This is a genomic window from Streptomyces sp. NPDC033966, assembly GCF_055575955.1.
The window spans coordinates 140,959-165,204 of record NZ_JBVIRQ010000006.1 but is presented as its reverse complement, the minus strand read 5'-3'; the positions used below and the strand labels follow the sequence as shown (position 1 = coordinate 165,204).

Annotated in this window: 24 protein-coding genes; 20 read left to right on the top strand and 4 right to left on the bottom strand. The window is 72.7% G+C overall.

The genetic code is table 11. The annotated features are described in order from the left end of the window. The first annotated feature begins 16 nt into the window (after window positions 1-16). The 4 genes from lepA to ACZ518_RS18945 all read left to right on the top strand — a co-directional run bounded on the left by lepA (window position 17) and on the right by ACZ518_RS18945 (window position 6,014). Window positions 17-1,882, top strand: coding sequence for a translation elongation factor 4 (lepA, locus tag ACZ518_RS18960; protein ID WP_469114445.1), 1,866 nt, complete (start codon window positions 17-19; stop codon window positions 1,880-1,882). 191 nt (window positions 1,883-2,073) lie between these two features. Then, complete coding sequence (locus ACZ518_RS18955) at window positions 2,074-3,966, top strand: AMP-dependent synthetase/ligase (RefSeq protein WP_469114142.1); 1,893 nt, start codon at window positions 2,074-2,076, stop codon at window positions 3,964-3,966. Window positions 3,967-4,102: 136 nt separating this feature from the next. Continuing rightward, on the top strand, window positions 4,103-5,335 hold the full coding sequence (gene hemW / locus ACZ518_RS18950; protein ID WP_469114141.1) for a radical SAM family heme chaperone HemW: 1,233 nt from the start codon (window positions 4,103-4,105) through the stop codon (window positions 5,333-5,335). Window positions 5,336-5,435: 100 nt separating this feature from the next. Continuing rightward, entirely contained in the window at window positions 5,436-6,014 is a 579-nt protein-coding gene (locus ACZ518_RS18945; RefSeq protein ID WP_469114140.1) for a Uma2 family endonuclease, read from the top strand. Here the strand turns inward: ACZ518_RS18945 and ACZ518_RS18940 are convergent. Next, complete coding sequence (locus ACZ518_RS18940) at window positions 5,992-6,801, bottom strand: DUF3097 domain-containing protein (RefSeq protein WP_469114139.1); 810 nt, start codon at window positions 6,799-6,801, stop codon at window positions 5,992-5,994. The two genes, ACZ518_RS18945 and ACZ518_RS18940, sit on opposite strands and share 23 nt — an antisense overlap. A 28-nt stretch (window positions 6,802-6,829) precedes the next feature. Next, a complete protein-coding gene (locus ACZ518_RS18935) occupies window positions 6,830-7,561 on the bottom strand; it encodes an MBL fold metallo-hydrolase (RefSeq protein WP_469114138.1) in 732 nt (243 codons plus the stop codon). Window positions 7,562-7,720: 159 nt separating this feature from the next. Between ACZ518_RS18935 and hrcA the strand changes: the two genes are divergently transcribed. The 12 genes from hrcA to ACZ518_RS18875 all read left to right on the top strand — a co-directional run bounded on the left by hrcA (window position 7,721) and on the right by ACZ518_RS18875 (window position 18,601). Next, complete coding sequence (gene hrcA / locus ACZ518_RS18930) at window positions 7,721-8,737, top strand: heat-inducible transcriptional repressor HrcA (RefSeq protein WP_469114137.1); 1,017 nt, start codon at window positions 7,721-7,723, stop codon at window positions 8,735-8,737. Continuing rightward, complete coding sequence (dnaJ, locus tag ACZ518_RS18925; RefSeq protein ID WP_469114136.1) at window positions 8,738-9,877, top strand: molecular chaperone DnaJ; 1,140 nt, start codon at window positions 8,738-8,740, stop codon at window positions 9,875-9,877. A 190-nt stretch (window positions 9,878-10,067) separates the two neighbouring features. Beyond that, complete coding sequence (locus tag ACZ518_RS18920; RefSeq protein ID WP_469114135.1) at window positions 10,068-11,159, top strand: nitronate monooxygenase; 1,092 nt, start codon at window positions 10,068-10,070, stop codon at window positions 11,157-11,159. Beyond that, window positions 11,156-11,902 carry a 16S rRNA (uracil(1498)-N(3))-methyltransferase gene (locus ACZ518_RS18915; RefSeq protein ID WP_469114134.1) on the top strand — a complete coding sequence of 249 codons (747 nt, stop codon included), beginning with the start codon at window positions 11,156-11,158 and terminating at the stop codon, window positions 11,900-11,902. Before ACZ518_RS18920 ends, ACZ518_RS18915 begins: the two co-directional genes overlap by 4 nt. Window positions 11,903-12,170: 268 nt before the next feature. Further along, the gene (locus tag ACZ518_RS18910) at window positions 12,171-12,530 is read left to right on the top strand and encodes a histidine triad nucleotide-binding protein (RefSeq protein ID WP_469114133.1); all 360 of its coding nucleotides are present in this window, start codon (window positions 12,171-12,173) and stop codon (window positions 12,528-12,530) included. A gap of 3 nt (window positions 12,531-12,533) precedes the next feature. Further along, window positions 12,534-13,448 carry a ribonuclease Z gene (locus ACZ518_RS18905; protein WP_469114132.1) on the top strand — a complete coding sequence of 305 codons (915 nt, stop codon included), beginning with the start codon at window positions 12,534-12,536 and terminating at the stop codon, window positions 13,446-13,448. 168 nt (window positions 13,449-13,616) lie between these two features. Further along, window positions 13,617-14,702, top strand: a complete 1,086-nt coding sequence (locus ACZ518_RS18900) for a carbohydrate kinase family protein (protein ID WP_469114131.1) — start codon at window positions 13,617-13,619, stop codon at window positions 14,700-14,702. A 128-nt stretch (window positions 14,703-14,830) separates the two neighbouring features. Further along, on the top strand, window positions 14,831-15,868 hold the full coding sequence (locus ACZ518_RS18895; protein ID WP_469114130.1) for a PhoH family protein: 1,038 nt from the start codon (window positions 14,831-14,833) through the stop codon (window positions 15,866-15,868). 13 nt (window positions 15,869-15,881) lie between these two features. Then, window positions 15,882-16,379: an rRNA maturation RNase YbeY gene (ybeY, locus tag ACZ518_RS18890; RefSeq protein ID WP_469114129.1), complete on the top strand. Its 498-nt coding sequence runs from the start codon at window positions 15,882-15,884 to the stop codon at window positions 16,377-16,379. After that, window positions 16,376-17,683 carry a hemolysin family protein gene (locus ACZ518_RS18885; RefSeq protein WP_469114128.1) on the top strand — a complete coding sequence of 436 codons (1,308 nt, stop codon included), beginning with the start codon at window positions 16,376-16,378 and terminating at the stop codon, window positions 17,681-17,683. The genes ybeY and ACZ518_RS18885 overlap by 4 nt, the downstream gene beginning before the upstream one ends. Further along, window positions 17,680-18,033, top strand: a complete 354-nt coding sequence (locus ACZ518_RS18880) for an MmcQ/YjbR family DNA-binding protein (RefSeq protein WP_469114127.1) — start codon at window positions 17,680-17,682, stop codon at window positions 18,031-18,033. Before ACZ518_RS18885 ends, ACZ518_RS18880 begins: the two co-directional genes overlap by 4 nt. Before the next feature lie 190 nt (window positions 18,034-18,223). Beyond that, the gene (locus tag ACZ518_RS18875) at window positions 18,224-18,601 is read left to right on the top strand and encodes a hypothetical protein (RefSeq protein ID WP_007263988.1); all 378 of its coding nucleotides are present in this window, start codon (window positions 18,224-18,226) and stop codon (window positions 18,599-18,601) included. Window positions 18,602-18,765: 164 nt separating this feature from the next. Here ACZ518_RS18875 and ACZ518_RS18870 read toward each other — a convergent pair whose 3' ends face one another. Next, window positions 18,766-20,085, bottom strand: a complete 1,320-nt coding sequence (locus ACZ518_RS18870) for an MFS transporter (RefSeq protein ID WP_469114126.1) — start codon at window positions 20,083-20,085, stop codon at window positions 18,766-18,768. Window positions 20,086-20,156: 71 nt separating this feature from the next. Here ACZ518_RS18870 and ACZ518_RS18865 point away from each other — a divergent pair, with 71 nt between their 5' ends. The 4 genes from ACZ518_RS18865 to era all read left to right on the top strand — a co-directional run bounded on the left by ACZ518_RS18865 (window position 20,157) and on the right by era (window position 23,530). Then, a complete protein-coding gene (locus tag ACZ518_RS18865; RefSeq protein WP_469114125.1) occupies window positions 20,157-21,179 on the top strand; it encodes a GlxA family transcriptional regulator in 1,023 nt (340 codons plus the stop codon). Between the two features lie 53 nt (window positions 21,180-21,232). Then, the gene (locus tag ACZ518_RS18860) at window positions 21,233-21,604 is read left to right on the top strand and encodes a hypothetical protein (protein ID WP_469114124.1); all 372 of its coding nucleotides are present in this window, start codon (window positions 21,233-21,235) and stop codon (window positions 21,602-21,604) included. Next, window positions 21,601-22,281 (top strand): hypothetical protein, encoded by a 681-nt coding sequence (locus ACZ518_RS18855; RefSeq protein ID WP_469114123.1) that lies wholly within the window; start codon window positions 21,601-21,603, stop codon window positions 22,279-22,281. The genes ACZ518_RS18860 and ACZ518_RS18855 overlap by 4 nt, the downstream gene beginning before the upstream one ends. Before the next feature lie 298 nt (window positions 22,282-22,579). After that, complete coding sequence (gene era / locus ACZ518_RS18850) at window positions 22,580-23,530, top strand: GTPase Era (RefSeq protein WP_427711886.1); 951 nt, start codon at window positions 22,580-22,582, stop codon at window positions 23,528-23,530. A gap of 18 nt (window positions 23,531-23,548) precedes the next feature. On the opposite strand, the gene ACZ518_RS18845 is transcribed toward era, so the two are convergent. Then, on the bottom strand, window positions 23,549-24,229 hold the full coding sequence (locus ACZ518_RS18845) for an SAM-dependent methyltransferase (protein WP_469114122.1): 681 nt from the start codon (window positions 24,227-24,229) through the stop codon (window positions 23,549-23,551). Window positions 24,230-24,246: the final 17 nt, after the last annotated feature.

The window sequence follows — 24,246 nt, the reverse complement described above, 5'->3', positions numbered from 1 at the left end:
AGAATCAGGACACTGCGTGCCCGCCATCCCCAGCCACGTGCCCGAGCCGAGCCGTACCGACCCGGCGCTGATCCGTAATTTCTGCATCATCGCGCACATCGACCACGGCAAGTCGACCCTCGCCGACCGGATGCTCCAGCTCACCGGTGTCGTCGACCAGCGGCAGATGCGCGCCCAGTACCTCGACCGCATGGACATCGAGCGTGAGCGCGGCATCACGATCAAGTCGCAGGCGGTCCGTCTGCCCTGGAGCCCCACGGAGGGCGCGGGCACGGGCACCACGCACATCCTGAACATGATCGACACCCCCGGGCACGTCGACTTCACCTACGAGGTCTCGCGCTCCCTCGCCGCGTGCGAGGGCACGGTCCTGCTGGTGGACGCCGCCCAGGGCATCGAGGCCCAGACCCTCGCCAACCTGTACCTGGCGATGGAGAACGACCTCGCGATCGTCCCGGTCCTGAACAAGATCGACCTGCCGGCCGCCCAGCCGGAGAAGTTCGCCGAGGAACTGGCGAACCTGGTCGGCTGCGACCCCGACGACGTGCTGCGCGTCTCGGCGAAGACCGGCCTCGGCGTCGACGCCCTGCTCAACCGCGTCGTCGAGAAGGTCCCGGCCCCGGTCGGCGTCAAGGACGCCCCCGCCCGCGCGATGATCTTCGACTCGGTCTACGACTCCTACCGGGGCGTCGTCACCTACGTCCGTGTGGTCGACGGCACGCTCAACAAGCGCGAGCGCATCCGGATGATGTCCACGAACGCCACGCACGAGCTGCTGGAGATCGGCACCAACTCGCCCGAGATGCTGCCGGCCGACGGCCTCTCCGTCGGCGAGGTGGGCTACCTGATCACCGGTGTGAAGGACGTCCGGCAGTCCAAGGTCGGCGACACCATCACCCAGCAGACGGGCGGTGCCACCGAGTCCCTCGGCGGCTACAAGGACCCGAAGCCGATGGTCTTCTCGGGCCTGTACCCGCTCGACGGATCGGACTACCCGGAGCTGCGCGAGGCCCTGGACAAGCTCCAGCTCAACGACGCCGCGCTCGTCTACGAGCCCGAGACCTCGGCGGCGCTCGGCTTCGGCTTCCGCGTCGGCTTCCTCGGCCTGCTGCACCTGGACGTGGTCCGCGAGCGCCTGGAGCGCGAGTTCGGCCTCGACCTGATCGCCACCGCGCCCAACGTGGTCTACCGGGTGGTGCTGGAGGACGGCAAGGAAGTCACCGTCACCAACCCGAGCGAGTTCCCCGAAGGCAAGATCAAGGACGTCTACGAGCCGGTCGTGCGGGCCACCGTGCTCGCGCCGACCGAGTTCATCGGCGCGATCATGGAGCTGTGCCAGCAGCGCCGCGGCACCCTGCTCGGCATGGACTACCTCTCCGAGGACCGGGTCGAGATCCGCTACACGCTCCCCCTCGCGGAGATCGTGTTCGACTTCTTCGACCAGCTGAAGTCCAAGACGCGCGGCTACGCCTCCCTCGACTACGAGCCCACCGGCGAGCAGTCCTCCAGCCTGGTCAAGGTCGACATCCTGCTGCACGGCGACAAGGTCGACGCCTTCTCCGCCGTCTGCCACAAGGACGCCGCCTACGCCTACGGCGTGCGCCTGGTCGCCAAGCTGCGCGAGCTCATCCCGCGGCAGGCCTTCGAGGTGCCGATCCAGGCCGCCGTGGGCTCCCGCGTCATCGCCCGCGAGACCATTCGCGCCATCCGCAAGGACGTCCTCGCCAAGTGCTACGGCGGTGACATCTCCCGTAAGCGGAAGCTGCTGGAGAAGCAGAAGGAAGGCAAGAAGCGGATGAAGATGGTCGGCTCCGTGGAGGTCCCGCAGGAGGCCTTCATCGCGGTCCTGTCCAGCGACGAGTCCGGCGGCAAGAAGAAGTAGCGCCGTATGCGAAAGAGGCCCCCGAGCTCAGGCTCGGGGGCCTCTTTCGTTATGAATCGGCCGCCGGTTGGCTCTTACGCGCCAGCCGGAGGCCCCCTACTCTGAGCATTGGTTACTCGCCAGTTACAAACCCGTAGTCATGCCCGTAGTCATGCCCGAGCAGGCCCTGCAGCGTGGTCCGGAGGACGTCCGTGAGCGACACACAGACCTTGATCGAGAACCGTCCGCCCACCGTGGCGGCCCTCTTCCTTGACCGCGTCGCCGCCACGCCGAACGCGGAGGCCTACCGCTTCCCCGTGGCCGCGGCCGGTCGCGAGGGTGGTCCCGACGACTGGAAGTCGCTCAGCTGGGGACAGGCCGCCGAGCGGGTCTTCGCCATCGCCGCCGGACTCATCGCCCTCGGTCTGGGCTCCGAGCAGCGGGTCGCGCTCGCCTCCAACACCCGGGTCGAGTGGATCCTCTCGGACCTCGGCGTGATGTGCGCCGGCGGCGCGGTGACCACCATCTACCCCAGCACCAACGCCGAGGAGTCCTCCTTCATCCTCTCGGACTCCGAGAGCCGGGTGCTGATCGCCGAGGACGCCGCCCAGCTGGCCAAGGCCCGCGAGCGCCGCGCCGACCTGCCCGACCTCGCCCACGTGGTGGTCCTGGAGGCGGCCGACGCCGTCTCCGCCGAGGGCGATCCGGAGGGCTGGGTGCTCTCCCTCGCCGAGCTGGAGGAGCGCGGCAAGGAGTACCTCGCCGAGCACCCCGCGGCGGTCAAGGAGCGGATCGCGGCCATCACCCCCGACCAGCTGGCCACCCTCATCTACACCTCCGGCACCACCGGCCGCCCCAAGGGCGTACGCCTGCCGCACGACAACTGGTCGTACATGGCCAAGGCCACCGTGGCCACCGGGATGATCAACCCGGACGACGTCCAGTACCTGTGGCTGCCGCTGGCCCATGTCTTCGGCAAGGTGCTCACCTCCGGTCAGATCGAGGTCGGACACGTCACCGCCGTCGACGGCCGCATCGACAAGATCATCGAGAACCTGCCGGTCGTCCAGCCCACCTACATGGCGGCCGTCCCGCGCATCTTCGAGAAGGTCTACAACGGCGTGGCCGCCAAGGCCCGGGCCGGCGGCGGGGCCAAGTACAAGATCTTCCAGTGGTCGGTGGGCGTCGCCCGCGAGTACGCCAAGGTCACCCAGGACAACTACCGCCGCACCGGCCGGGCCACCGCCCCCTTCGCGCTCTCCGCCAAGCACAAGATCGCCGACACGCTCGTCTACTCCAAGCTCCGCGAGGCCTTCGGCGGCCGCCTGCGCGCCGCCGTCTCCGGCGCCTCGGCCCTGGCCCCCGAAATCGGCTACTTCTTCTCCGGCGCCGGCATCCACATCCTGGAGGGCTACGGCCTCACCGAGTCCAGCGCGGCCTCCTTCGTCAACCCCGGCGAGGCCTACCGCACCGGCACGGTCGGCAAGCCGCTCCCCGGCACCGAGGTCCGCATCGCCGACGACGGCGAGGTCATGCTGCGCGGCCCCGGCATCATGCAGGGCTACCACGGCCAGCCCGAGAAGACCGCCGAGGTCCTCGAGAGCGACGGCTGGCTGCACACCGGCGACATCGGCGAGCTCTCCCCGGACGGCTACCTGCGCATCACCGACCGCAAGAAGGACCTGATCAAGACCTCCGGCGGCAAGTACGTCGCCCCGGCGGAGATCGAGGGCCAGTTCAAGGGGATCTGCCCGTACGTGTCGACCATCGTCGTCCACGGCGCCGACCGGAACTTCTGCTCCGCCCTGATCGCCCTCGACGAGCCCGCCATCCTCGGCTGGGCCGCCGAGAGCGGCCTGGAGGGCAAGACGTACGGGGAGGTCCTCGCCGCGCCGGAGACCAGCCGGCTGATCGAGACCTACGTACAGACCCTCAACGAGAACCTCCAGCGCTGGCAGACGATCAAGAAGTTCCGGATCCTGCCGCGCGACCTCGACGTCGAGCACGGCGACCTCACGCCCAGCCTCAAGCTGAAGCGGCCGGTCGTCGAGCGCGAGTTCAAGCACCTCATCGAGGAGATGTACGAGGGCTCCCGGGAGGCCTGACGCCTGGCGGCGAGCCGCACGGGGCGGGGCGGCGGCGCGGCCGCCGCCCCGCCGGCCCCGCACGCCGTGAGCCCCGTCCCGGCGGTCCGTCCGGCACGGGGCCGCCGGGCCACGGCGAGTGCGGGACAATGGGCACATGCCTTCCGCACTGCCCGATGGTGACCCCATGCCCGAAGACGGCTCGCTGCCGTCGCACGCCCTGGAGGGCGCCGGGGAGCGGCCGCTCGGGTTCTACCTGCACGTCCCGTACTGCGCCACCCGCTGCGGGTACTGCGACTTCAACACCTACACCGCCACCGAGCTGCGCGGCACCGGCGGCGTGCTCGCCTCCCGGGAGAACTACGCCGACACCCTGATCGACGAGGTGCGCCTCGCCCGCAAGGTGCTCGGCGACGACCCGCGCGCCGTGCGGACCGTCTTCGTCGGCGGCGGCACGCCCACGCTGCTGCCCGCCGGGGACCTCGTACGCATGCTCGCGGCGATCCGCGACGAGTTCGGGCTGGCCGAGGACGCCGAGGTCACCACCGAGGCCAACCCGGAGTCCGTGAACACGGAGTACCTGGCCGAGCTGCGCGCAGGCGGCTTCAACCGGATCTCCTTCGGCATGCAGAGCGCCAAGCAGCACGTGCTCAAGATCCTCGACCGCACCCACACCCCCGGCCGCCCCGAGGCCTGCGTGGCCGAGGCGCGCGCGGCGGGCTTCGACCACGTCAACCTCGACCTGATCTACGGCACCCCCGGCGAGTCCGACGACGACTGGCGGGCCTCCCTGGAGGCCGCGCTCGGCGCCGGGCCCGACCACATCAGCGCGTACGCCCTGATCGTCGAGGAGGGCACCCAGCTGGCCCGCCGGATCCGCCGCGGCGAGGTCCCGATGACCGACGACGACGTGCACGCCGACCGGTACCTGATCGCCGACGAGGTCATGGAGCGGGCCGGCTACTCCTGGTACGAGGTCTCGAACTGGGCCACCTCCGAGGCCGGCCGCTGCCTGCACAACGAGCTGTACTGGCGCGGCGCCGACTGGTGGGGCGCCGGCCCCGGCGCCCACTCGCACGTGGGCGGGGTGCGCTGGTGGAACGTGAAGCACCCCGGCGCCTACGCGGCCGCCCTCGCCGAGGGCCGCTCACCGGGCGCGGGGCGCGAGCTCCTCTCGGAGGAGGACCGGCGGGTCGAGCGCATCCTGCTGGAGCTGCGCCTCGTCGACGGCGTCCCCCTGTCCCTGCTGGCCCCCGCGGGCCTGGCGGCCTCCCGCCGCGCCCTGGCCGACGGCCTGCTGCAGGCGGGCCCGTACGAGGCCGGCCGCGCGGTCCTGACCCTGCGGGGGCGGCTGCTGGCGGACGCGGTGGTGCGGGACCTGGTGGACTGATCTCCCGCCCGGGTGAATCCCCCCGTAACGGGGCTCGCCCTGCCTACGCTGTCCGTAGGCTGCCGCCGACAGTACGCGGCGGATGTGGAGGACCACGGAGATGACCGCTGTGGACGAGCATGGGATGGCCAAATTCTTCGAGGGGTTCGAGCCTCCCGAGGGCGTTAAGGCCGAGCTCCTCCGGGGGGAAATCGTGATGATGGCCGGTCCCGATCTGGTGCACAACCTGATCGTGGAGGACGTGCAGGACCAGATCCCGCGCAAGCGGTGGGTACGGCTCCAGACCCAGGACGTCGACATCGTCGACGAGGCGAGCGAGCCCGTTCCCGACCTGGTGGTCCTGGATCGCGAGGCGAACCCGGGGTCGGGACGCCTCCTGCCATCGCAACTGATCACGTTGGTGGTGGAGGTCGTCTCGAAGACCAGCGTCGACAGGGATTACGTGGTCAAGCGCTCGATCTACGCCGCCGGGAAGGTGCCTGCTTATCTGATCATCGACCCGATCGCTGCGCAATGCGTCCTGCTGACCATCCCGGTCGGCAAGGGGGACGATGCCGACTACCGATCGCAACGGCTGTCGAAGTTCGGCGAGTCGGTGCCGCTGGAGCCGCTCGGCATCGAGCTGGATACGAGTGAGTTCGGCACCTTCCAGGGCGTTAGGCCTCACCGCTACCCGTGACGAAATCGATCAGCTCCTCCACCCGCCCCAGCAGCGTCGGCTCCAGGTCGCGGTAGGACGTCACGCGGGACAGGATGTGCTGCCAGGCGGCCCCGGTGTTCTCCGGCCAGCCCAGGGCCCGGCAGACGCCCGTCTTCCAGTCCTGGCCGCGCGGCACCTCGGGCCACGCCCGGATGCCCAGCGCCGACGGCTTCACCGCCTGCCAGACGTCCACGTACGGGTGGCCCACCACCAGCACGTCCGGGCCCGTCACCGAGGCCGCGATCCGGGACTCCTTCGAGCCCGGCACCAGGTGGTCCACCAGGACGCCGAGACGGGCGTCGGGACCCGGGGCGAACTCCGCGACCACCGCCGCCAGGTCGTCGACGCCCTCCAGGTACTCCACCACCACGCCCTCGATCCGCAGGTCGTCGCCCCAGACCCGCTCGACCAGCTCGGCGTCGTGCCGCCCCTCCACGTAGATCCGCCCCGCCCGCGCCACCCGGGCCCGCGCCCCCGGGACGGCGACCGAGCCCGAGGCCGTACGGGCCGGCGCGGCCGGGCCCCGCGCGGGGCGGGTCAGGGTCACCACCGCGCCGTCCAGCAGGAAGCCGCGCGGCTCCAGCGGGAACACCCGGCGCTTGCCGAAGCGGTCCTCCAGGGTCACCGTGCCCGCCTCGCAGGCCACCACCGCGCCGCAGAAGTCCGTACCCGCCACCTCGACCACCAGGTCCGGGTCCGCCGGCACCTCCGGCACGGGCTTGGCGCGCTTCCACTGCGGGGTCAGGTCGGGGGAGTACTCACGCATCCGGCCGACACTAGGAGAGCCGGCGCGCTCACGCCCCCGACACGCCGAACCGGGCCGCCAGTGTGTCGCGTTGCGCACGCACGAAGTCCGCGTCCACCAGCGCTCCGTGACCCGGCACGTACACCGCGTCGTCGCCGCCCAGCGACAGCAGCCGGTCCAGGGCGGCCGGCCACTGGCCCGGCACCGCGTCCGAGCCGGCCTGCGGCTCCCCGGACTCCTCGACCAGGTCCCCGCAGAACACCGCCTCCCGCTCGCCCGGTACGAAGACCGCCAGGTCGTGCTCGGAGTGCGCGGGCCCCACGTTCGCCAGGAGCACCTGGACCCCGCCCAGCTCCAGGGTCCACTCGCCCGACACCAGGTGCCGGGGCGCCTGGAGCAGGTCCGCCGCCTCGGTGGCCTCCGCCTCCGCCAGGCCCTGCCGGAACGCGCTCACCCGCACTTCCTCGCGGCCCGTCGGGGTCGACAGCAGCCGGTCCAGGCCGACCGCCCCGAAGAACTCGGCGCCCGCGAAGGCCGCCCCGCCCAACACGTGGTCGAAATGTCCGTGTGTGAATGCGATATGGGTCACGCGGCGACCCGTCAGCCGCTCCGCCTCCGCCCGCACCTGCGCACCCTCGCGCACCGACGATCCGGGGTCGATCAGCAGCACCGAATCGTCCCCCACCACCAGCCCCACGGTGCAGTCCCACACCGGGAGCCGTCGCCGGCCCACCCGTCCGGTGACCCGTTCCCAGCCTGCCTCTTCCCAACGCACGTCCATGCGGTGACGCTACCCTGGCGGGCCGCCCTTGCCTGTGGCGTACTACCCGGCCGTACACTGACCGGGGGATCTCTGGCACTCACACGCGCAGAGTGCCAACAAGCCAGGACCGGCCCCGACGGCCTGACAGACGACCGACCGCATCCGGAGGTGTGCGCGATGCTCAGCGAACGCAGACTCGAGGTACTGCGCGCCATCGTCCAGGACTACGTCGGGACGGAGGAGCCCGTCGGCTCCAAGGCCCTCACCGAGCGGCACAAGCTCGGCGTCTCGCCCGCCACCGTGCGCAACGACATGGCCGTGCTGGAGGAGGAGGGCTACATCGCCCAGCCCCACACCAGCGCCGGCCGGATCCCCACGGACAAGGGCTACCGCCTCTTCGTCGACAAGCTGGCGGGCGTCAAGCCGCTGTCGACGCCCGAGCGCCGGGCCATCCAGAACTTCCTCGACGGCGCCGTCGACCTCGACGACGTCGTCGGCCGCACGGTACGGCTGCTCGCGCAGCTCACCCGGCAGGTCGCCGTCGTCCAGTACCCGTCGCTGAGCCGCTCCACCGTGCGGCACGTCGAGCTGCTGTCGCTGGCCCCGGCCCGGCTGATGCTCGTACTGATCACCGACACCGGGCGGGTCGAGCAGCGGCTCGTCGACACCCAGACCCCCTTCGGCGAGAACTCCCTCGCCGACCTGCGGGCGCGTCTGAACAGCCGGGTCGTCGGCCGTCGCTTCACCGACGTGCCGCAGCTGGTGCAGGACCTTCCGGAGTCGTTCGAGATCGACGACCGGGCGACCGTCAAGGCCGTCCTCGCCACCCTTCTCGAAACGCTGGCCGAGGAGGCGGAGGAGCGGCTGATGATCGGCGGCACCGCCAACCTCACCCGCTTCGGACATGATTTTCCCTTGACCATCAGGCCCGTGCTCGAAGCGCTGGAGGAGCACGTCGTGCTCCTGAAGCTGCTGGGCGAGGCCGGTGAGTCGGGGATGGCCGTAAGGATCGGTCACGAGAACGCCTACGAGGGACTCAACTCCACGTCGGTCGTGTCCGTCGGCTACGGTTCGGGCGGCGAAGCAGTCGCCAAACTCGGCGTGGTCGGACCGACCCGCATGGACTACCCCGGAACGATGGGAGCGGTACGCGCAGTGGCACGTTACGTCGGACAGATCCTGGCGGAGTCGTAAGTGGCCACGGACTACTACGCCGTACTCGGCGTGCGCCGCGACGCATCGCAGGACGAGATCAAGAAGGCCTTCCGCCGCCTCGCCCGTGAACTCCACCCGGACGTGAACCCGGACCCGAAGACGCAGGAGCGCTTCAAGGAGATCAACGCGGCCTACGAGGTCCTCTCGGACCCGCAGAAGAAGCAGGTCTACGACCTCGGCGGCGACCCGCTGTCCTCCTCGGGCGGCGGTGGCGGCGCGGGCGGCTTCGGAGCGGGCGGCTTCGGCAACTTCTCCGACATCATGGACGCCTTCTTCGGCCAGGCCTCGCAGCGCGGCCCGCGCTCGCGGACCCGCCGCGGCCAGGACGCCATGATCCGTCTGGACCTGGAACTGGACGAGGCCGCCTTCGGCACGACCAAGGACATCCAGGTCGACACGGCCGTCGTCTGCGGCACCTGCTCCGGCGAGGGCGCCGCCCCCGGCACCTCGGCGCAGACCTGTGACATGTGCCGCGGCCGCGGTGAGGTCTCCCAGGTGACCCGGTCCTTCCTGGGCCAGGTCATGACCTCGCGCCCCTGCCCGCAGTGTCAGGGCTTCGGCACCGTGGTCCCGACCCCGTGCCCCGAGTGCGCGGGCGACGGCCGGGTCCGCTCCCGCCGCAGCCTCACCGTCAAGATCCCCGCCGGTGTCGAGAACGGCACCCGGATCCAGCTCGCGGGCGAGGGTGAGGTCGGCCCCGGCGGCGGCCCCGCCGGCGACCTCTACGTGGAGATCCACGAGCTGCCGCACGCGACCTTCCAGCGGCGCGGCGACGACCTCCACTGCACGGTCACCATCCCCATGACGGCCGCGGCCCTGGGCACCAAGTGCCCGCTGGAGACGCTGGACGGCATGGAGGAGATCGACATCCGGCCCGGCACCCAGTCCGGCCAGGCCATCCCGCTGCACGGGCGGGGCGTCACCCACCTGCGCGGCGGCGGCCGCGGCGACCTGATCGTCCACGTCGAGGTCACCACCCCCGGCAAGCTGGACGCCCAGCAGGAGGAGCTGCTGCGCCAGCTCGCGAAGCTGCGCGGCGAGGAGCGGCCGATGGGCCAGTTCGCCCCCGGCCAGCAGGGCCTGTTCAGCCGCCTGAAGGACGCGTTCAACGGCCGCTGAGGCCGGCCCGAGGCAGGCCCGAGGTCTGCTCGGGGCACTCGCACGAGCCCGGTCCGGGGACGCCCCGGACCGGGCTCCGTGCTTCCCGGGACACCGCCCACGGCGATTCCCGGACATGCCGGGGAAGCGGACTATGCCAGGCGAATGCGACGGTTCGGCGCGGTGGCCGGGACGTGGCACGATGCAGTCCATGTCCTCCGCACCGAACGGTCTCCCCCAGTACCCGATCGTGCAGGCTCCCATGGCGGGCGGCGTCTCCTGCCCGCCGCTCGTCGCCGCCGTGTGCGAGGCCGGCGGGCTCGGCTACCTGGCCGGCGGCTACAAGACCGCCGACGGCATGTACCAGGAGATCAAGCAGACGCGCGGCCTCACCCGGCGGCCCTTCGGCGTGAACCTCCTCATGCCGCAGAACGGCTACGTCGACCCGGCCGCCGTCGAGACCTACCGCGGGCAACTGGCCGGCGAGGCCGGCTGGTACGAGGTCTCGCTCGCCCCCGAGGACACCGTCGGCAACAGCGACGACGGCTACGAGGCGAAGCTGGCCATCCTGCTGGAGGACCCCGTCCCGGTGGTCTCCTTCACCTTCGGCACGCCCGCGCCCGACGTGCTCGCCCGCCTGCGCGGGGCGGGTACCCGTACCGTCGTGACCGTCACCTCGGTCGACGAGGCCCGCTCCGCGCAGGCGGCGGGCGCCGACGCCGTCTGCGTCCAGGGCGTCGAGGCGGGCGGACACCAGGGCACCCACCGCGACGACCCGGAGGCCGACGGCACGGCGGGCGTCGGCCTGCTCGCGCTGGTCGCGCAGGTACGGGAGGTCGTGGCCCTGCCCATCACGGCGGCGGGCGGCCTGATGCGCGGGGCGCAGATCGCGGCGGTGCTGGCGGCGGGAGCGGACTCGGCGCAGCTCGGCACGGCCTTCCTGGCATGCCCGGAGTCGGGCGCGCACCCGCTGCACAAGAAGGCCCTGACCGACCCGATGTTCCCGCACACGGAACTGACCCGGGCCTTCTCGGGCCGGCCCGCGCGGGGCCTGGTCAACCGCTTCATGCGGGAGCACGGGCCGTACGCCCCGGCCGCCTACCCCCAGGTCCACCACATGACCGCGGGGCTGCGCAAGGCGGCCGCGGCGGCCGGCGACCCGCAGGGCATGTCCCTGTGGGCGGGCCAGGGCCACCGGCTGGCGCGGGCGCTGCCGGCCGGGGAGCTGGTGGAGGTGCTGGCGGCCGAACTGGCCGAGGCGCAGAACGCGTTGAACGCAATGCAGATGAGGAGAACGTCATGACGGCCCCCGTGTTCGTGGTCGAAGAGGTTCCGGCGGGGCCGGAGTTCGTGCTGGACGGCCCCGAGGGGCGGCACGCGGTGTCCGTGAAGCGGCTCAACCCGGGCGAGGACGTGGTCCTCACGGACGGGCGCGGCCGGTGGGCGGAGGGCGTGGTCAAGGCGGCCGAGGGCAAGGACCGGCTGGTGGTCACGGACCTGGAGACCGTGCTGGAGGAGCCGGAGCCCGACGTCCGGATCACCGTGGTGCAGGCGCTGCCGAAGGGCGACCGGGGCGAGGTGGCGGTCGAGACGATGACGGAGACCGGCGTCGACGCCATCGTGCCGTGGCAGGCCTCGCGGTGCATCACGCAGTGGCGCGGCGACCGTGGGGCGAAGTCCCTGGCCAAGTGGCGTTCCACGGCACGGGAGTCGGGCAAGCAGTCGCGCCGGGTCCGGTTCCCGGAGGTGGCCGAGGCGATGTCCACGAAGCAGGTGGCCGCGCTGCTGGCACAGGCCGATCTGGCGGTGGTGCTGCACGAGGACCGCGACACCCCGTCCGCGGCGCTGGCGACGGCGCCGCTGCCGGAGAAGGGGTCGGTGGTGCTGGTGGTCGGCCCCGAGGGCGGGGTCTCGCCGGAGGAACTGGCGGCCTTCGCCGAGGCCGGCGCCCGGCCGTACCGCCTGGGCCGCTCGGTCCTGCGCACGTCGACGGCCGGCACGGCGGCGACGGCCGTTTTGCTGGCGCGTACGGGACGCTGGTCGTAGCCCGCCCCGTCGCCCTGGGCCGGGGGTGCGGTCCCGCTGCGCGAAATCCAGCCCCGCCGGCGTTTGAGGCGCGGGGGTCTGGGGGCGGAGCCCCCATGGGGTCCGGGGCGGAGCACCTGGGGGTACCTCCCAGCGGTAGCTGGGGGAGGAACGGTGGAAGGGCGGGTAGGGGACCGGCCCCGCGCAGCGGCGTACCGGACCCCGCCCGGCCCGGGCAAGGGCACGGGTAGCATGCCCCCGACCGATCATCGTCACGGGAGGCGCAGCAATGGCCGGGGAACCCCAGGCGGACTGCCTGTTCTGCAAGATCGTCGCGGGCAAGGTGCCGGCGACCGTGGTCCGGGAGACCGAGACCACCGTCGCCTTCCGGGACATCAACCCGCAGGCGCCGACGCACGTGCTCGTCATCCCGAAGGTGCACCACCCCGACGCGGCCTCCCTCGCCGCCGCCGAGCCGGGCGTGATCGCCGACATACTGCGTGAGGCCGGGCAGATCGCCGCCGACGAGAAGATCGCCGACCAGGGCTACCGGGTCGTGTTCAACACGGGCGCCGGCGCGGGCCAGACCGTCTTCCACGCGCACCTGCACGTCCTGGGCGGCCGCGGCCTCCAGTGGCCGCCCGGATAAGCCGTGTCCGTACGCGAGTTCGTGGTCCTCGGCACTGCCAGCCAGGTCCCCACCCGGCACCGCAACCACAACGGCTACCTGCTGCGCTGGGACGGCGAGGGCATCCTCTTCGACCCGGGCGAGGGCACTCAGCGGCAGATGCTGCGGGCCGGGGTCGCGGCACATGACATCAACCGGATCTGCGTCACGCACTTCCACGGCGACCACAGCCTCGGGCTGGCCGGGGTGATCCAGCGGATCAACCTCGACCAGGTCCCGCACCCCGTGACGGCGCACTACCCGGCCTCGGGGCAGAAGTTCTTCGACCGGCTGCGGTACGCCACCGCCTACCGGGAGACCGTGGCGCTGCGGGAGGAGCCGGTCGCCGCGGACGGGGTGCTCGCGAGCGGGCCCTCGTACGTCCTGGAGGCGCGGCGGCTCTCGCACCCGGTGGAGTCCTTCGGCTACCGGGTGACCGAGCCGGACGGGCGCCGGATGGTCCCCGCGCTGCTCGCGCAGTACGGGATCAAGGGGCCGGACGTGGGCCGGATCCAGCGCGAGGGGCGGCTGGAGCGGCCGGAGGGCGAGGTCACGCTGGAGGCCGTCAGCGAGCACCGGGCGGGTCAGCGGTTCGCCTTCGTCATGGACACCCGGCTCTGCGAGGGCGTGGACGCGCTGGCGGAGGGCTGCGACATGCTGGTCATCGAGTCGACCTTCCTCGACGCGGACGTCCGGCTGGCCACGGACCACGGCCACCTCACCGCCGGCCAGGCGGCACGGGTGGCGCGGGACGCCGGTGTGCGGCACCTGGTGCTGACGCACTTCTCGCAGCGGTACGCGGACCCGTCGGAGTTCGAACGCGAGGCCCGTGCGGCGGGGTTCGAGGGCGAGCTGACGGTCGCGGCGGACCTGGGGCGGGTGGCACTGCCGAAGCGCTAGGGCCTGTCCGGTGCATCAGGGCCGGAGAGGCCCTAGTGGCGTTCGGGGTGAAGGAGAGCGGGGCTCCAGTGATGTGCGTCACACTGGGGTTTGGTCCTGTCGGGCCCGGGCAGGGCTGGCAGTTTTCCGGTCCGTACGCAGAAACGACACCTCAACGGGGAGCACGCCGTGACCAGTCGGGACAGCCGCATCACCCTCGACCCCCTCGGACCGGTGCGCGACCCCCACGAGCCGGGCTGCGACGTCTTCCTGACCGGCACGGTCTTCCTCGACATCATCTTCACCGGCCTCGACTCCGCCCCCGTGCGCGGTACGGAGTCCTGGGCGCGCGGCATGGGCTCCAGCCCCGGCGGCGTCGCCAACATGGCCACCGCCCTCGCCCGGCTGGGCCTGCGCACCTCGCTGGCCGCCGCCTTCGGCGACGACCACTACGGCGAGTACTGCTGGGACGCCCTGGAGCAGGGCGAGGGCATCGACCTGTCCATGTCGCACACCATCCCCGGCTGGCACAGCCCCGTCACCGTCTCCATGGCGTACGAGGGCGAGCGCACGATGGTCTCCCACGGCCACGAGGCGCCGCCCCCGGCGGGCCCCGGGCCCTTCCCGTGGTGCCCCCCGAAGGCCCGGGCGGCGGTGGCCTCGCTCGGCGCCGGGCAGAGCGAGGACTGGATCTCGGAGGCGGCCCGCCGGGGCTCGCGGATCTTCGCGGACGTCGGCTGGGACGAGACCGGGCGGTGGGACCTGGGCGCCCTGGCCGACCTCCAGCACTGCGAGGCGTTCCTGCCCAACGCGGGAGAGGCGATGCGCTACACGCGGACCGAGTGTCCGCGCACCGCGGCCCGGGCCCTCGCGGAGAAGGTCCCGGTCGCGGTGGTGACCATGGGCTCGGAGGGCTCGTACGCGGTCGACAGCCGTACCGGCGAGACCGCGGAGGTGCCCGCGATCACGGTCGACGCCCTGGACCCGACCGGGGCGGGGGACGTGTACGTGGCCGGGTTCGTCACCGGCAGCCTCGCGGGGTGGCCGCTCGCCGACCGGCTGGCCTTCGCCGGACTGACCGCCGCCCTGTCGGTACAGGAGTTCGGCGGCTCCCTCTCCGCCCCGGGCTGGCCCGAGGTGGCCCACTGGTGGCGCACGGCCCCCGACGCCCTGCGGGACCGCTACGCCTTCCTGGACGCCCTCGTCCCGCCGGGCGCCGCCCCCTGCCCGCGCCGCCGCGCGGTCCCGACCATCGGCTTCCGGCACCCCGTCTAGGCCGCTTCCCGTGCCGCCCGGAAAACCCCTCGGGCCTGCCCCGGCGTGGACGTACCCTTGGTATTCCGGAGGCCGACGATGGGATCGGCCCCTCAGTGGGAGGTATGCGCAGGCCACAGTGCCGGCCCATGACTCAGACACAGACAGCCCACACCCCGGCGCCGGGCCAGGCGCGAGCCCATTTCACGGTCCCGGCGACACACCCGATGGTGACCGTGCTCGGCTCGGGCGACGCCCTGCTGCGCGTGATCGAGAAGGCTTTCCCGAAGGCCGACATCCATGTTCGGGGCAATCAGGTCAGCGCGATCGGAGCGGCGGCGGAAGTCGCCCTGATCCAGCGCCTGTTCGACGAGATGATGCTGGTGCTCCGCACCGGGCAGCCGATGACGGAGGACGCAGTGGAACGCTCGATCGCCATGCTCAAGGCGAACGGGAGCGGTGGCCGTGACACGGAGACCCCGGCCGAGGTGCTCACCCAGAACATCCTCTCCAGCCGGGGCCGCACCATCCGCCCCAAGACCCTCAACCAGAAGCGGTACGTCGACGCGATCGACAAGAACACGATCGTCTTCGGCATCGGCCCCGCCGGTACCGGCAAGACCTACCTCGCCATGGCGAAGGCGGTCCAGGCGCTGCAGTCCAAGCAGGTCAGCCGGATCATCCTGACCCGCCCCGCCGTCGAGGCGGGCGAGCGGCTCGGTTTCCTGCCGGGCACGCTCTTCGACAAGATCGACCCGTACCTGCGGCCGCTCTACGACGCCCTGCACGACATGATCGACCCGGACTCCATCCCCCGGCTCATGGCCGCCGGCACCATCGAGGTGGCGCCGCTGGCCTACATGAGGGGTCGCACCCTCAACGACGCCTTCGTCGTCCTGGACGAGGCGCAGAACACCACCGTCGAGCAGATGAAGATGTTCCTGACGAGGCTCGGCTTCGACTCGAAGATCGTCGTCACCGGTGACGTCACGCAGGTCGACCTCCCGGGCGGTGCCAAGAGCGGTCTGCGCCAGGTCCAGGAGATCCTCGACGGGGTGCCGGACATCCACTTCTCGCGGCTCACGTCCGAGGATGTCGTCCGGCACAAGCTGGTCGGCCGTATCGTCGACGCGTACGCCAAGTACGACGATGCCCACCCGGCCCCGAACGGCCACCAGCGGAAGTAGAACCCAGCGCACCATGTCGATCGACGTCAACAACGAGTCCGGAACCGAGGTCGACGAGCAGGCGATCCTCGACATCGCCCGCTACGCGCTCACCCGGATGAGGATCCACCCGCTGTCCGAGCTCTCCGTCATCGTCATCGACGAGGACGCCATGGAGCAGCTCCACATCCAGTGGATGGACCTCCCCGGACCGACCGACGTCATGTCCTTCCCGATGGACGAGCTCCGTCCGCCGGCGAAGGACGACGAGGAGCCCCCGCAGGGGCTCCTCGGCGACATCGTGCTCTGCCCCGAGGTGGCCAAGAAGCAGGGCGACGAGGCGCCGACGCAGCATTCCATGGACGAGGAGCTCCAGCTCCTGACCGTCCACGGGGTGCTGCACCTGCTCGGGTACGACCACGAGGAGCCGGACGAGAAGGCCGAGATGTTCGGGCTCCAGGCGGCCATCGTCGACGGCTGGCGCGCCGAGCGCGGTATGACCGGTCCCTCGCCGGCCCCGACCGTCTCGTGACCGGCGCCGCCCAGCTGATCACCGGGGCGGTCCTGCTGACCGTGGTGGCCTGGTTCGCGGCGTGCGCCGAGTCCGGGATCGCCCGCGTCTCCAGTTTCCGTGCCGAGCAGGCCGTACGGGAGGGCCGGCGCGGCAGCGCGAAGCTCGCCCAGGTCGCCGCCGACCCCACCCGCTACGTCAACGTGGCCCTGCTGGTGCGGGTGACCTGCGAGATGGCGGCGGGCGTGCTCGTCACGTACGTCTGCCTCGCTGAGTTCGGCGAGAACTGGACGGCGCTGCTCGTCGCCATCGGGGTGATGGTGCTGGTGTCCTTCGTGGCGGTGGGTGTGTCCCCCCGCACGATCGGCCGCCAGCACCCGCTGAACACCGCGACGGCGGCCGCGTACGTCCTCGTGCCGCTGGCGCGGGTGATGGGCCCGATCCCGCAGCTGCTGATCCTGATCGGCAACGCGCTCACCCCCGGGAAGGGCTTCCGCAAGGGGCCCTTCGCCTCCGAGGCCGAGCTGCGCGCGATGGTCGACCTCGCGGAGAAGGAATCGCTGATCGAGGACGACGAGCGCCGGATGGTGCACCAGGTCTTCGAGCTGGGGGACACCCTGGTGCGCGAGGTGATGGTGCCGCGCACCGACCTGGTCTGCATCGAGCGCTACAAGACGATCCGGCAGGCGACGACGCTCGCGCTGCGGTCCGGCTTCTCGCGGATCCCGGTCACCGGGGAGAACGAGGACGACATCGTCGGGATGGTGTACCTGAAGGACCTCGTCCGCCGCACGCACATCAACCGGGAGGCGGAGGCCGACCTGGTCTCGACGGTGATGCGGCCGGCGGTCTTCGTACCGGACACCAAGAACGCCGGTGATCTGCTGCGCGAGATGCAATCGGTGCGCAACCACGTGGCCGTCGTCATCGACGAGTACGGCGGCACGGCCGGCATCGTCACCATCGAGGACATCCTGGAGGAGATCGTCGGCGAGATCACCGACGAGTACGACCGGGAGATCGCGCCGGTGGAGGAGCTGGGCCAGGACTGCTACCGGGTCACCGCACGGCTCGACATCACCGACCTCGGCGAGCTGTTCGGGGTGGAGGCCTTCGACGACGAGGACGTCGAGACGGTCGGCGGGCTGCTGGCCAAGGCGCTGGGCCGGGTGCCGATCGCGGGCGCCTCGGCGGTGGTGGACCTGCCGGACGGGCGTCCGCTGCGGCTGACGGCCGAGTCCCCGGCGGGACGCCGGAACAAGATCGTGACGGTGCTGGTGGAGCCGGTGGCCGCGGCGGCGGCCGAAGGGGAGGAGGGGGAATGACCCCTGCGGAGCTGCGCGCGTTCTGTCTGGGTTTCAACGCGGCGGTGGAGGAGTTCCCCTTCACCCCGGAGACCTCGGTGTTCAAGGTGCTGGGCAAGGTGTTCGCCCTGACGGCGCTGGACGCCGAGCCGCTGAAGGTCAACCTCAAGTGCGAGCCCGAGGCGGCCGTGCGGCTGCGGGCCGAGTACGGGGCGATCGTGCCGGGCTGGCACATGAACAAGCGGCACTGGAACACCGTGACGGTGGGCGGCCTGCCGGACGCGATGGTGCGGGAGCTGGTGGAGGACTCGTACGACCTGGTCGTGGCGGGGCTGCCGAGGGCGGAGCGGCTGAAGCTCGACCGGCCGTGACGCCGGCCTGAGGACGAGGGTCCCGACCGGAAGAGGGTCCAAGGTCATACAGGGACGGGACCTTTGGATCGCAGGAGGCTCATGCCTTTCGCTTAAGTTTGTCCTGCTCCACGGGGGAACGGGCGGGGGGCCGGGGAGCCGGGAGAGCGCCCCGGCGGGGTCGTTGCACGGCCGCGCCGGGGCGCTCCCTATGCTTTCGCCTATGAGCGAGAGCACCGTGGGCAACGGGATCGACCCCGAGGACAGCAAGATCATCACGCTGGCGCGCAGCGCGCGGGCCCGCAACGGAGTCCCGGAAGGGGCGGCCGTACGGGACGAGACCGGCCGTACGTACGTCGCCGGCACCGTGGAGCTCGACTCCCTCAAGCTGAGCGCCCTGCAGACGGCCGTCGCCATGGCCGTCGCCAGCGGCGCGAACTCCCTGGAGGCCGCCGCCGTCGTCAGCGCGGCCGACGCCCCCGCCGACGCCGACCGCGCGGCGGTCCGCGACCTGGGCGGCCCCGACACCCCGGTCCTCCTCGCCGCCCCCGACGGCACCCTGAAGTCCACCACCCCCGCCGGAGCCTGAGCCCGCGCCACCCGGTCCCGTCCGGCGGTCATGGATCCCGGCCCGGGCCGGGCCGCCGCCCGGCGGTACGCGTCCGGGGTGCCGCCCCGGCCGCGTGACGCCTGCCCGGAACCGTGGACCGGGCGACGGGCGCACCTCCGAGGAGCTGCGCCGGGCGGCGCGGGTCAGGCGGGATCCGGAAGAGACGGCCCGGCGGGCTCCGCCGTCCGGCGGCGGATGACCATCGCCATCAGCGCCGCCACCGCGCACAGGCCGCCCGCGGTGTACCAGACCAGGTCGTACGAGCCGAGGGCGTCGCGGGCCACCCCGCCGAGGAAGGCCACCAGGGCCGCGCCCACCTGGTGCGAGGCCAGCACCCAGCCGAAGACGACCGCGCCGTCCTGCCCGTAGTGCTCGCGGCACAGGGCGATGGTCGGCGGGACGGTGGCGACCCAGTCCAGGCCGTAGAAGACGATGAAGAACACCATCGGCGGGTGCACGCTCGGCGCCAGCAGCATCGGCAGGAACATCAGGGACACCCCGCGCAGCGCGTAGTACACGGCCAGCAGCCGGCGCGCCTCGAAGCGGTCGGTGAACCAGCCGGAGGCGATGGTGCCGAGCACGTCGAACACGCCGATCACCGCGAGCAGTCCGGCGGCGGCCGTCACGGGCATGCCGTGGTCGTGCGCGGCGGGCGTGAAGTGGGTGCGCACCAGCCCGTTGGTCGAGGCCCCGCAGATCGCGAAGGTGCCCGCCAGCAGCCAGAACGGGCCGGTCCGGGCCGCCCGGAAGAGCACCGTCACGGCCCGGCGGGCCGCCCCGGGTACGGGCGCGGGCTTGGGCTCGTACGTGCCTCCGTACGGGGCGAGGCCCACGTCCGCGGGGTGGTCGCGCAGCAGCAGCCAGACGAAGGGGACGACGGCGAGGGCCGCCAGCGCCACCGTGACCGACGCCGGGCGCCAGCCGTGGTTCTCCACCAGCCAGGACAGCAGGGGCAGGAAGATCAGCTGCCCGGAGGCCCCGGCCGCGGTCAGGATGCCGGTGACCAGGCCGCGCCGGGCGGTGAACCAGCGGTTGGTCACCGTCGCCGCGAAGGCCAGCGCCATCGAACCGCTGCCCAGGCCCACCAGCACGCCCCAGCACAGGACCAGCTGCCAGGCGGCCGTCATCCACACCGTGGCCAGCGAGCCGCCCGCGATCACGGTCAGGGCCACCGCGACGACCTTGCGGATGCCGAAACGGTCCATCAGTGCGGCGGCGAAGGGCGCGGTGAGCCCGTAGAGGGCCAGGTTGACGGAGACCGCGAGGCCGATCGTGCCGCGCGACCAGTCGAACTCCGCGTGCAGCGGCTCGATGAGGAGTCCGGGGAGGGAGGCGAAGGCGGCCGCGCCGATGATCGTCACGAAGCCCACGGCGGCGGCGAACCAGGCCCGGTGGATGCGGCCGGGCCGGCGCGGGGCCGGCGGTGCGGTGGTGGTGGAGGAGGTGGCTGCTGTCTGGGTCACGCCCACAGCTTCCGGCCTGCGGGCCACCGCATGACAGTGGCCTGACTGTCACGCTTCGATACGATCGGGCCATGGTCACCGTCGAGAAGCCGCACCGCGTCGTCGTCCTCGCCCTCGCCGGGCTGCTGCCCTTCGAACTCGGCATCCCGCACCGCATCTTCGGCCGGGCCAAGGACCCCGAGGAGCGGCACCTCTACGAGATCCTCACCTGCGGGCTCGCCCCCGGGCCGGTGGCCACCGACGCCGACTTCACGGTGTACGTCGAGCACGGCCCCGAGCTGCTCGCGACGGCCGACACCGTGGTGGTGCCCGCCTCGCACGAGCTGGGCCCGGTCCACTCCGAGGGCCGGCTGACCGACGGGCTGGCGGCGGCCCTCGCCCACGTCCGGCCCGGCACCCGCATGGTGTCCATCTGTACGGGCGGCTACGTCCTGGCCGCCGCCGGGTACCTGGACGGCCGCCCGGCCACCACCCACTGGGCCCACGCCGAGCACTTCCAGCGGATGTTCCCGGCCGTACGGGTCGACGCGGACGTGCTCTACACCGACGACGGGGACGTGCTGACCTCCGCCGGGGTCGCCGCGGGCATCGACCTGTGCCTGCACATCGTGCGCCGCGACCACGGCGCGGCGGTCGCCAACGACACCGCCCGGCGGACCGTCGTACCGCCCCACCGCGAGGGCGGGCAGGCGCAGTTCGTCCGGCGTCCCCTGCCCGGCCCGCAGCAGGCCGGCACCACGGCGGCGCGGGCCTGGGTGCTGGACCGGCTGCACGAGCCGCTGCGGCTGAGCGACCTCGCCCGGCAGCAGGCCATGTCGGTACGGACCTTCACGCGCCGGTTCCGCGAGGAATGCGGGGTGAGCCCGGGGGAGTGGATCACCGGGCAGCGGGTGGAGCGGGCCCGGCAGCTGCTGGAGCGGACGGAGCTGCCGGTCGAGGCGGTGGCGCGGGAGGCTGGCTTCGGGACGGCGCAGTCGCTGCGCAAGCACGTGCAGGCGGCGCTGGGGGTGAGCCCGACGGCCTACCGGCGCACCTTCCGGGCGACCGCGCCATCTCCTGATGGGCCATCAGTCGATGCGGGGTCCGTGCATTGACTTCTTCCGCCGCCCGCTCGTGAATGACCCCCTGTCGGGGAGGGGGCGGGCAGGTGCGGACACGTGCGCGCAGCAGGAGATGGCCGGCGGCCGTCGGTACGGCGGTGCTCGCGGCGGCCGCGCTGGGCACACCGGCGGCGGCCGAGGAGGAGGCGCGGCCGGTGCGGTGCCCGTCGTCCGCCGGAGGGGCGGTTTCGGCCGGGATCTCGGTCTCCGACGCGGCGCCGAGGGTCGGCGACACGGTCGCGGTGACGTCCGGTGTGCCGGCCGGGAAGGTGCTGCTGGGCGGCGCGCAGAACGGCGAGGTCGCGGCGGCGGGCACCTTCACCGTCACCGCGCCCGGCGAGATCACCCTCACGCGGGAGGACGGTGACGGGGCGGGGGCGGCGTGTGCGCGCTCACCGCCACTCCGCTGCCGCTCATGAACCTGCGCCGCGTCACCCTCGGCGCGGCCGGCGGCAAGCAGGGCGCCCGGGTCCGCGTCACCGGGGTCGGCTTCACCCCCGGCGCGGCCGTGACGGTGGAGGGGCGCGCGGGCACCGCCCGGACGGCCGACCGCGCCCGGGCCACCGCGGACGGCCGCGGGGCGCTCGCGGTGGAGCTGCCCGTCACGGACCGGGCCACGACGGGCGTGGTGGCGTACGAGGGCCCGGCCTGGTCGGCACCGCGGGGCTCGGGCCCGGCGCCGTACGCGGTCTCCGCCCCCGACCCGGGTGCGCTGACGATGACCCAGGCGGGGACGGCCGTGACCCTGGGGGCGGTCGCGTACGGGGGCGGCGGCGCGGCCCCCGGGCGGATCGGCACGGTCACCGTCAAGGACACCCGGAGCGGGGGCGGGGGGTGGAAGCTGACGGCGGAGCTCACCGGGTTCACGGGCCGGGACGCGGCCGGCGCCCCCGGGGCCGTGCTGTCCTGGACCCCGTCCTGCCGGGGCGGCTGCACGCCGGGCGCCGCCGGGGAGGCGGGCCCGGACGGGGCGGTCCTGGCCACGGGCGAGGCCGGGACCTCCACCGTCGACGCCACGCTCACGCTGACGCTCCCCGCGTACACCCCGCCGGGCGCCTACCGAGCGGTCCTCACCCTGACGCTGCGCCCTGCCTGACGCACCGCTCGCCCGCCGTCTGCGGCGGTGCCGCTGCGCGGGGGCCGTCCCCTGCCCTCCCTTCCACCGTTCCCGCCTCAGGCGCCGGCGCGGCCGGAAAGGGTCCAGGGGGTCCGGGCGCAGTCCGGGAACGGTGGAAGGGCGGGGCGGGGAGGGAAACCTCCGGGTCGGGCGGTCCGCCGGGGGGACCGGCCGCCGGGCTCGGGGCGGGGCTTCGGCCCCGGGGAACCGCGGCGCGACCGGCGCCCCAGCCCCCTCGGCGGTGGCCTGGTCGGCGCGGGGGGCCGCATCGGGGAGAATGGCCCGTATGAGCGATCGTTCCCCCGAGCCCACCGCCCCGCACCGCGCGGGCTTCGCCTGCTTCGTCGGCCGCCCCAACGCGGGCAAGTCGACCCTGACCAACGCGCTCGTGGGCACCAAGGTCGCGATCACCTCCAACCGGCCGCAGACCACCCGCCACACCGTCCGCGGCATCGTGCACCGCCCGGACGCGCAGCTGGTGCTGGTCGACACCCCGGGTCTGCACAAGCCGCGCACGCTGCTCGGCGAGCGCCTCAACGACGTCGTGCGCACCACCTGGGCCGAGGTCGACGTCATCGGCTTCTGCCTGCCCGCCGACCAGAAGCTCGGCCCCGGCGACAAGTTCATCGCCAAGGAGCTCGCGGGGATCAAGAAGACCCCCAAGATCGCTATCATCACCAAGACGGACCTGGTCGAGTCCAAGCAGGTGGGCGAGCAGCTCATCGCCGTCCACCGGCTGGCCGAGGAGCTCGGTTTCGAGTGGGCCGAGATCGTCCCCGTCTCGGCGGTCGGCGACACCCAGGTGCAGCTGCTGGCCGACCTGATCGCGCCCCTGCTGCCCGAGAGCCCCCCGCTGTACCCGGAGGGCGACCTCACCGACGAGCCCGAGATGGTGATGGTCGCGGAGCTGATCCGCGAGGCCGCGCTGGAGGGCGTGCGCGACGAGCTGCCGCACTCCATCGCCGTCGTGGTCGAGGAGATGATCCCGCGCGAGAACCGGCCCGCGGACCGGCCGCTGCTGGACATCCACGCCAACGTCTACATCGAGCGCCCCAGCCAGAAGGGCATCATCATCGGCCCGAAGGGCTCGCGCCTGAAGGAGGTCGGCATGAAGTCGCGCAAGCACATCGAGGCGCTGCTCGGCACGCCGGTCTTCCTCGACCTGCACGTGAAGGTCGCCAAGGACTGGCAGCGCGACCCCAAGCAGCTCCGCAAGCTCGGCTTCTAGCCGCCGCCGGCCGCAGCACTAGCGGACGCGCCGCACCTTCAGCGCGTTGTCCTTGCGGGTCCCCGGCCGGCCGTCGGGGGCCGTCAGGGCCTGCTCGTGTTCCTCCGCGAGCAGCACCTCCCAGGCGCCCTCCGGCAGCTCCAGCTCCGCGAGGACCTCGTCCGGGGTCGGGAAGCGGATGTCGGCGTGCGCGTCCGGGTCCCAGGAGGGCCCGCCCGCGTGGCCGGCGATCAGCAGGATCCCGCCGGGGGCCACGGCCGAAGCGGCGGTGCGCAGGATCCGCTCGCGGGGGAAGTCCCCGTACGAGTGCAGGAAGCACGCGGAGACCAGGTCGAACTCCCCGTCGGGGAAGGACTCGGCCAGGTCGTGCCGCTGCCAGTCGACGCGGTCGCCGAGCCCCGCCTCGTCGGCGTGCCCGGCCGCCCGTTCCAGGGCCACCCCGGAGATGTCGGTGCCGGTGACCCGCCAGCCCTGCCGGGCCAGCCACACGGCGTCGGCGCCCTCGCCGCAGCCGAGGTCGAGGGCGCGGCCGGGGGTGAGACCGGCGGCCTCGCGGACCAGGACCTCGTTGGCCCTGCCGCTCCAGATGCGGTCGCTCTCGCGGTAGCGGGAGTCCCACCACTGCGCGCTCGCGCCCTCGGGGTGCTGCTCCTGGTGCTGGTGGTGGTGCCGGTGCTGGGACACGGGGGCCTCTTCCATGGGGGTCCCCCCAGCGA